Below are 7,278 nucleotides of genomic sequence, written 5' to 3' on the forward strand. Positions count from 1 at the left end.
CATGCGCCCGCCCGATGGCCGCGGTGGCCTCGGCCGCGCTGTGCTGCGGCACCGCGCCGATCGCCTCGCCCGTGATGGGCGAGCGCACCGGCAGGCTGCCGCCCGTGTAGGCCGAGCGCGGCACGCCCAGGCGTTTCAGCAATTGATCCACCTCCGCCGAGACGGCAGAGGCGGGCGTGGCGGGTGAGGAAGGGTTGGCGACGTTGGCAGACATGGCGGTGGTGCTCGCAGTCAAAAAACAGGAACGGTAAAACGCGACGAGGAAAAGAAGCAAGAAAGCGTGCGCCAATATCCCCCAATCGCGCCCGCCTGCATAGCAAAATAACGGAACGACTTGATGTCAAGATGGAATCAAGTCACGGGTTGGTAAAAACCCTTGCCCTAGTCGAATCTGCGCTGGCCGGCAATGCCTTGCGCAGAGTCATTCCCTTGGAGCATGACCTTGCTGCGCCGCGCCTTTCTCCCCTCCATGGCCGACCTGCTGGCCTTCGAAGCCGCCGCCCGCCACCACAGCGTGTCGCGCGCGGCCGAAGAACTGCACCTGACCCAGAGCGTCGTCTCGCGCCAGATCCGCCAACTGGAGGCGCAGTTGGGCACCGCCCTGTTCCACCGCGTGCGCCAGCGCGTAGTGCTCACCGACGCCGGCCGCGTCTACGCCGCCGATCTGCAGGGCGTGCTGCAGCAGCTGTCGGCCATCACGCAGAAAGCCATGGCCTTCAGCAGCACCGACGGCCTGCTCAACCTGGCCGTGCTGCCCACCCTGGGCACCCGCTGGCTCATCCCGCGCCTGGGCGGCTTCATGGCGCTGCATCCGGAGGTGACGGTCAATTTCGCGGCGCGTTCCGAGCCGTTCGACTTTGCGGGCACCCCGTTCGACGCCGCCATCCACTTCGGCACGCCCCACTGGGCCGGGGCGGTGTGCGAATACCTCATGCACGAAGAAGTGGTGCCGGTGTGCAGCCCGGGCTACCAAAGCCAGCACGGCATCCACACCCCGCAAGACTTGGCGCGCGTGGTGCTGCTGCAGCAGAGCACGCGGCCCACGCAGTGGTCGGAATGGTTCGAATTGGTGGGCGAGCCGACCAGCCTGGCGCTGCGCGGGCCACGGCACGAGCAGTTCGCCATGATTGCGCAGGCGGCGGTGTCGGGGCTGGGGGCGGCGCTGCTGCCGCGGTTCTTGATCGAGCCGGAACTGGCGGCGGGGAGCCTGGTGGAGCTGTCGGATACGGTGCTGACCAGCGGCGATGCGTATTACCTGGTGTATCCGGAGGCGCGGGCGGAGGCGCCGTTGGTGAAGGCGTTCAGAGATTGGGTGGTGGGGGAGAGTGGGGAGTTAACGCGAAAAGTTAGATTGGCCTGAATGATTCGCGGTTTCAAGGTCTGTCACGTATGGCCAATTTCGGTTGAGACGGAGGTTCGCTTTGGGCCCAAGCCGTCGTTCACAGACCGTCCGGACGGGGCGATAGCCAATCCGTAAAGCGGGCGCGAAGCTCTTCGGGTGCGATGGAGTGCGTGAAGACGTCCATCCCACCGTCGTAGGGACAGAAAATGTTTTTTGTCGCCGGAGAAACAAACGTGATGCCCACCACTTTCCAGTCTGCGAGTAGGCGAATCGCAGCTTTGAAAAAATCGGGTTTCCAGTGGGAAACCAAAGCCCGGACATACATTCGATCCTCTTCGTCCTGCCCAAGACTTTCGGGCTGCATCACAGCAACGGCCTCTCTGAATTGGCGCCCGGCAAGCTGATGCTTGGCCTTTCCACGCAGCCTGGCTTCCTCGCCAAGCGCGCGAAAGACGTACAAAGGCTCGTTGGCGCTGAAGAGCGCTGATGCGACGAGACAATGTCGATGTTCAATTTCGGCGTATTCGTCCAGCGACCCAGCGTACCGCTTCGATTCAGGGAGTGAGTGAAACCGCACCCATTGCGCGCTGAGCGCGCGACGCAGAAGATGCCCGCGAGGCGCAATCTCGCCGAACTCAGAATGCCACCAGGCAAGGGGATCAGGGCGCATATCCGTCACTCTATCCGAGCGTCTTTTATTGATGGAGCCCCCTGGGTGAGGCCAATGCCAAGCGTCGGGTGATTGGTCAATTCTGCCAATGGCTTAGCCGATTGAGTTGCGGCATCGCTCCCATCGCTGAAGTTAACCCCGCGGCCAACGGGAGCCTTCGAAGGCTGTTGGAGCCCTTCACAATCAAGACCTGCCCACCGCTCGTTCGACATGCCTCACTTTGATCATGGATAAATTTTTGCTGCAGCAGCAGGTGTTGGAACAGCTTGCAGAAGACCTGCTGCAAGCCGAGCAGGCAATGCGGGCGGCCCATGAAACGGCGACCCACGAAGAAAACATCGCCGAGAACAAATACGACACCTTGGGGCTCGAAGCCGCCTATCTGGCGACCGGCCAGGCTCGGCGCGCCGAAGCCATCCGCCAGGCGCTGGCCCATTGGCGCCAATTCTGTCCGCGCCCCTACGACGCCAGCAAAGGCATACAGCTCGGCGCGCTGGTCTGCCTGGTCGATTCCGACGACAAGGAGCAGCAGATTTTTCTCGGCCCGGATGGAGGCAGCATGAAGTTGGTCAGCGGCGGTCAGATCGTTCAGGTCATCAGTTGCGAAGCCCCTTTGGGCAGGGCCATGCTGGGTAAATGCGAGGGGGATGAAGTGTCGATACAGGTCGCTCCGAGCCGGCAGCAGTTTGAGGTGCTGCGGGTGCACTGAGCCGTTGCAAGGTCAAGCAGAATCAACACGAGGTCAGCGGACACTCAGACCTCATGCACGCATCCGCTGGTAAAAATGATGTTCAAACAGGAGTGGAGCGACGTGAAAACAGGCCAGGGCGACCTCATCCTTGAAGCATTGCAGCAGCGGTTCCAACAGAACACTCACAGGCACCCGGGTGTCGATTGGGCCCACGTCCATGCGCGTTTGCAAAGCAACCCCGAAAAGCTGAAGGCGCTCCACGCCATGGAGGCCACAGGAGGCGAACCCGATGTCATCGGAACAGCGGATGCCACTGGCGCCTGCGTTTTCTGCGACTGCGCCGCTGAAAGCCCCCAGGGTCGCAGAAGCCTCTGCTATGACGCAGCGGCATGGAATGCCCGCAAGCAGAACAAGCCAGAGAGCAACGCGGAGGGCGTGGCCGCTGCCATGGGCATCTCGCTGCTGACGGAGGACCAATACCGGACGCTTCAGCAGTTCGGGGAGTTCGACCGCAAAACGTCGAGCTGGGTCGCCACGCCGCCGGAAATCAGACAACTCGGCGGCGCGCTGTTTTGCGACAGGCGCTACGGCAGGGTCTTCGTGTACCACAACGGTGCCGAGTCTTACTATGCTGCGCGAGGGTTCAGGGGCTCGGTGAGCGTGTGAGGCAGCCTTTGAGTTGGCGCGCAGCGATAGAAACCCGGACCTGCTGCAGGCGTCGTTATCGTGGCGTCCATCGTTGCCTGCGATTGGACTGAATGATGGAAATTTCGGAGGGCCATGTGACCCGTCTGCGCAATTGCGATAGCAGGGCAATGCCTCGCCCAACCGATGAAGACATGAAGCGCTTGTCAGCCATGGCCCAGCGCGGGGAGCTGTATCCGGCGCTCAATCACACCAAATGGGCGGAGCTGCGTGCCGAGATGCTCGCGGCACCGGTCGAGCAGCATCCCCAGTTCCGGGGCCGCAGCGTTTTCGCACCACCGGGGTTCTGTACTGCATGGGACGGCGAGTTCTATTACCACCTTCATCCGGTCGCGGAGTGGGAGTGGATCGAGCTTCAAGCGGCCTCGGCACACTGGCTGCAAGAGGTCCTCAAGCGCCACGGCATTCCCTATTCCGTGGAGGCGGGAGTCATTCGGGTGTGGGGCTATACCCGGCCTGGGCCCCAGCCAGATTGGCGTGAGAGGGGCGGCGGTCCATGGCCTAAGTCGAACGCTGTCTGACGGGTGGACGGGAAAGCCCCTGGCCGCGTCGTTGCACACATTGCGGCAAAGATCGCTCGCCCGGCTCAGTGGTCCCGCATCATCAAATCGACCGACTTGCCCAGCTGCGCGAACATGAAATTCGGTGCGATGCGCGATGCGATCTTCAAGACGTTGCTCAACCCCGGCCGAATCTCGAGCCTGTCTTTCCGCAGCCCGGCCAAGGCATGCTTCACCAGGGTTTCGACCGGCATCGGGGTGACGCCGCCCACATCTTCCTTGGTGAAATCGCCCGAGAACAGCGAGGTATCCGTGCCCGGTGGCGCCAGCTCGAAGACCTGCACGCGGGTGCGTTTGAGCTGCAGTCGCAGCGACCGCGTATAGGCATGCAGGCCCGCCTTGGTCGCGCAGTAGATGGGCGCGATGGCCATGGGCACGAAAGCCAATCCCGAAGACACGTTGACGATCGCCGCGCGTGGCTGCTTTTTCAGGTGGGGCAGGAACACCTGGTTGACCCAGAGGGTGCCTTTCAGATTCGTTTCGACCTCCTGGGTCAGGCCTTGCAGATCGTCCGTGGGGCTCTGGAGATTGATCTTTCGCATGATGCCGGCGCAGTGGATGACGACGTTCAGTGCCGGAAACTCCTGGGGCAGCGTCTGGTGCATCGCGCGGATGGACGCGGGATCGGCCACGTCGCAAACCCGGGTGTGGATGCCGGGGAGCGAGCGGCTCACGGCCGCCAGCTTGGCGGGGTTGCGGCCGGTGACGATCACGGTGTTGCCGAGGTGCAGAAGCTGCTTCGCCAGTTCCAGCCCGATGCCGGACGAACCGCCGGTGATCAGGACGGTGTTGTTGCTGATGTCCATGGTGTGGCCTTGTTGCCTGACGGTTGAAGGTGGAGATTGACGGTCGTTGGATTCCGCACGCAGCCTTCCAGGCGCCGCTGGGGAATCGATGGGTTGAATGAGGCCAGGCCGTGAGGGCCCGGCCTGCGATCCGTCAGTGCATGGTGATGACGAGCCGTCCGGTCACGTGGCCTTGGGCGCTGAGTTCATGCGCGTCGGCGATGCGGTCCAGCGGAAAGGTCTGTTCGACCGGCAAGGTGAATGCGCCGGCGTTGAACAGCGATGCCGCACCCGCCAGCGCCTTGCTGGCCAGGGCCGCGTCCATGGGTTCGAACGAGGTTTTGGCGCCGTGCTGCGGGGCCGACAGGTCGGAGATCGACAGCACTTTCAATGCGTTGCCGGTGATCGCCACCAGTTCCGGAATGACGCCGGAGCCGGCAATGTCGAGTGCGGCTTGCACGCCTTGCGGCGCCAGGGCGGCCACGCGATCGGCCAGCCCGGGTCCGTAGGTCGTCGGAGTGGCGCCCAGCGAGCGCAGGTAGTCGTGCTTGGCGGCGCTGGCGGTGCCGATCGTGCGGATGCCGGCGGCTTTGGCCAGCTGGATCACGGCCGATCCCACGCCCCCGGCGGCGCCGCTGACCAGGAGCGTCTCGCCCGGCTTCACACCCACTTCGGCAATGATGCGCGTGGCCGTTTCGACCGCGACCGGGTAGCCTGCGGCTTCTTCGAAAGACAGCCCCTGGGGCTTCGCGGCCCATTCCTGCAGGACGGCGTATTCGGCCATCGTGTCGATGCCCTTGCCGAAGACCGCATCGCCCACGGCCACGCCGGACACGCCTTCGCCCACGGCATCGACGATGCCTGCCGCGTCGAACCCGCTGCCGGCGGGCATGGCGATGGGCATCATCGCGTGCATGTAGCCGGCCCGCAGTTTCCAGTCGATCGGATTGACGCCTGCGGCTTTGACCGCGATGCGCACCTGGCCGGGGCCGGGCGCGGGCTTCGCGATGTCTTCGATGGCCAGAACCTCTGGACCACCGTATTGGTGAAACCGTACTGCTTTCATGGGGGCATTCCTTGCTGATGGGGTGGAGGGAGCGGGCAGTGAAGCGGGCCGGTTGGTGGCCACTGCTTGCCCACGCCGTGATTGTTCAGTGGCTCATGAATGGTGCATAGTCCGAGAAATCTGGACATGGCGTCTCATCAATGGAACAAAGCATGGACATCACGGCACTGGCCGATTTCAACCGGGTGGCGACCCACGGCGGGTTTGGCAGCGCCAGCCGCGCCAGCGGCGTGCCGAAGGCCACACTGTCCCGCCGGGTGCGGGCGCTGGAGGACGCCCTGGGCGTGCGCCTCGTCGAGCGGGGCACCCGCAAATTGCAGTTGACGCCGGAGGGCGCCCTCTTGCATTCGCGCACGGCCGATCCTTTCGGCGAGATCACGCAGGTGGTCGATGAGCTGAAGTCCGGCATCGGCCGGCCGCGCGGCGTGCTGCGCGTCAGCACACCGTTGCTGTTCGCGCACGTGGCGATGGGACAACTGGGCGCGGCGTTTCTGCGCGCGCACCCCGAGGTGCGGCTGGAGGTCACGGCGGAAGACCGCCTCGTCGATCTGGTGGGCGACGGTTACGACATCGTCGTGCGCTTCAATCCGCGGCCGGACGACACGCTGGTCGGCCGCTGCTTTTTTGCGCGACCAGTTGCTGCTGGTCGCGCCGCCGGACTGGCCCCTGCCGCCAGCGAATGCCGCAGCACCCGGTGGCGGCATCGAACTCCCGGCGGTCATGCGCACGGGCCGCACCGTGGCGGGGGCCTGGACGGTGGTCGACCCGGCCGGCAGCGTGCGCACGTACCTGCCCAAGCCCCTGTTGCGCTACTCGACCCCGCTGCTCATCCGGAACGCGGTGCTTGCGGGCGCAGGCCCGGCCCTGGTGCCCCGGACCGCCGTGGCGCCGGACCTGGCCGCCGGGCGCATCGTCGAATGGGGCGTGGTGCAGGGGGCGGAACCCGAAGGCTGGGTGCTGCACGCATCACGCCGGCTCGTGAGCCCCAAGGTCACCGCCTTCGTGGATTTCCTCTGCGATCATTTCGCCTGAGGTGGGCATGCGCGAAAGCGCTCAAGGCCATCGGGCGCTGAAGCTAAAAATCGTTGGCGCTGCGGCCGGATGGCCGCGCCGTCGGCCCGGAGGGGGCGACGGCAGAGGCTGCGGCCTGCAACGCCTCCAGCGCATCCTGCCGCCACCACTCGGCGGCGGCGTAAAAGCCCTCCCACACGCAGCCGTTGCAGCCGCGGCCGCAGCAGGTGGTGGGTTCGGCCGGGGGCGGGCGCAGCGCCACCGCATGGATTGCGCGCGGGCCTGCAGCGCGGCGAACCCAGCGCGTGCGCGGGCCAGGTCGGTGGCGACTTCGGTCATCGCATCGTCCCGCGCTCTCAGTAGCGGCGGCGGCCCCCATAGCGGCGCATGGCGTAGCGCACGAGGAACGCGCCGCCCAGCACCAGGGCGAACCAGCCCACCAGGTAGC

The 7,278-nt window shown here is 65.0% G+C and carries 9 protein-coding genes and 2 pseudogenes; 6 read left to right on the plus strand and 5 right to left on the minus strand.

The features are described from left to right. Positions 1–214: pseudogene (locus AC27KI_RS16220) on the minus strand (aldehyde dehydrogenase family protein); the annotation flags it as partial. Between the two features lie 222 nt (positions 215–436). On the opposite strand from AC27KI_RS16220, the gene AC27KI_RS16225 reads away from it, so the two are divergent. After that, on the plus strand, positions 437–1,360 hold the full coding sequence (locus AC27KI_RS16225; protein WP_487114738.1) for a LysR family transcriptional regulator: 924 nt from the start codon (positions 437–439) through the stop codon (positions 1,358–1,360). A gap of 79 nt (positions 1,361–1,439) precedes the next feature. Here the strand turns inward: AC27KI_RS16225 and AC27KI_RS16230 are convergent, their stop codons facing one another. Next, a complete protein-coding gene (locus AC27KI_RS16230; protein ID WP_487089928.1) occupies positions 1,440–2,012 on the minus strand; it encodes a DUF3885 domain-containing protein in 573 nt (190 codons plus the stop codon). A 226-nt stretch (positions 2,013–2,238) separates the two neighbouring features. On the opposite strand from AC27KI_RS16230, the gene AC27KI_RS16235 reads away from it, so the two are divergent. The 3 genes from AC27KI_RS16235 to AC27KI_RS16245 all read left to right on the plus strand — a co-directional run bounded on the left by AC27KI_RS16235 (position 2,239) and on the right by AC27KI_RS16245 (position 3,929). Next, the gene (locus tag AC27KI_RS16235; RefSeq protein WP_487089927.1) at positions 2,239–2,721 is read left to right on the plus strand and encodes a GreA/GreB family elongation factor; all 483 of its coding nucleotides are present in this window, start codon (positions 2,239–2,241) and stop codon (positions 2,719–2,721) included. 75 nt (positions 2,722–2,796) lie between these two features. Further along, positions 2,797–3,369 carry a DUF4256 domain-containing protein gene (locus tag AC27KI_RS16240; RefSeq protein ID WP_487114740.1) on the plus strand — a complete coding sequence of 191 codons (573 nt, stop codon included), beginning with the start codon at positions 2,797–2,799 and terminating at the stop codon, positions 3,367–3,369. Between the two features lie 92 nt (positions 3,370–3,461). Continuing rightward, positions 3,462–3,929 (plus strand): DUF6678 family protein, encoded by a 468-nt coding sequence (locus AC27KI_RS16245; RefSeq protein ID WP_487114742.1) that lies wholly within the window; start codon positions 3,462–3,464, stop codon positions 3,927–3,929. 65 nt (positions 3,930–3,994) lie between these two features. Here the strand turns inward: AC27KI_RS16245 and AC27KI_RS16250 are convergent, their stop codons facing one another. Then, positions 3,995–4,774, minus strand: coding sequence for an SDR family oxidoreductase (locus AC27KI_RS16250; RefSeq protein WP_487114744.1), 780 nt, complete (start codon positions 4,772–4,774; stop codon positions 3,995–3,997). A 133-nt stretch (positions 4,775–4,907) separates the two neighbouring features. Then, entirely contained in the window at positions 4,908–5,819 is a 912-nt protein-coding gene (locus AC27KI_RS16255; RefSeq protein WP_487114746.1) for an NADP-dependent oxidoreductase, read from the minus strand. 152 nt (positions 5,820–5,971) lie between these two features. Here AC27KI_RS16255 and AC27KI_RS16260 point away from each other — a divergent pair. Both AC27KI_RS16260 and AC27KI_RS16265 read left to right on the plus strand, forming a co-directional pair. After that, positions 5,972–6,361: pseudogene (locus AC27KI_RS16260) on the plus strand (LysR family transcriptional regulator); the annotation flags it as partial. A gap of 94 nt (positions 6,362–6,455) precedes the next feature. Further along, entirely contained in the window at positions 6,456–6,851 is a 396-nt protein-coding gene (locus AC27KI_RS16265) for a LysR substrate-binding domain-containing protein (RefSeq protein ID WP_487114750.1), read from the plus strand. A gap of 43 nt (positions 6,852–6,894) precedes the next feature. On the opposite strand, the gene AC27KI_RS16270 is transcribed toward AC27KI_RS16265, so the two are convergent. Beyond that, positions 6,895–7,209, minus strand: coding sequence for an oxidoreductase-like domain-containing protein (locus AC27KI_RS16270; protein WP_487114748.1), 315 nt, complete (start codon positions 7,207–7,209; stop codon positions 6,895–6,897). Positions 7,210–7,278: the final 69 nt, after the last annotated feature.

The organism is Acidovorax sp. KPB24-03, from assembly GCF_057546605.1.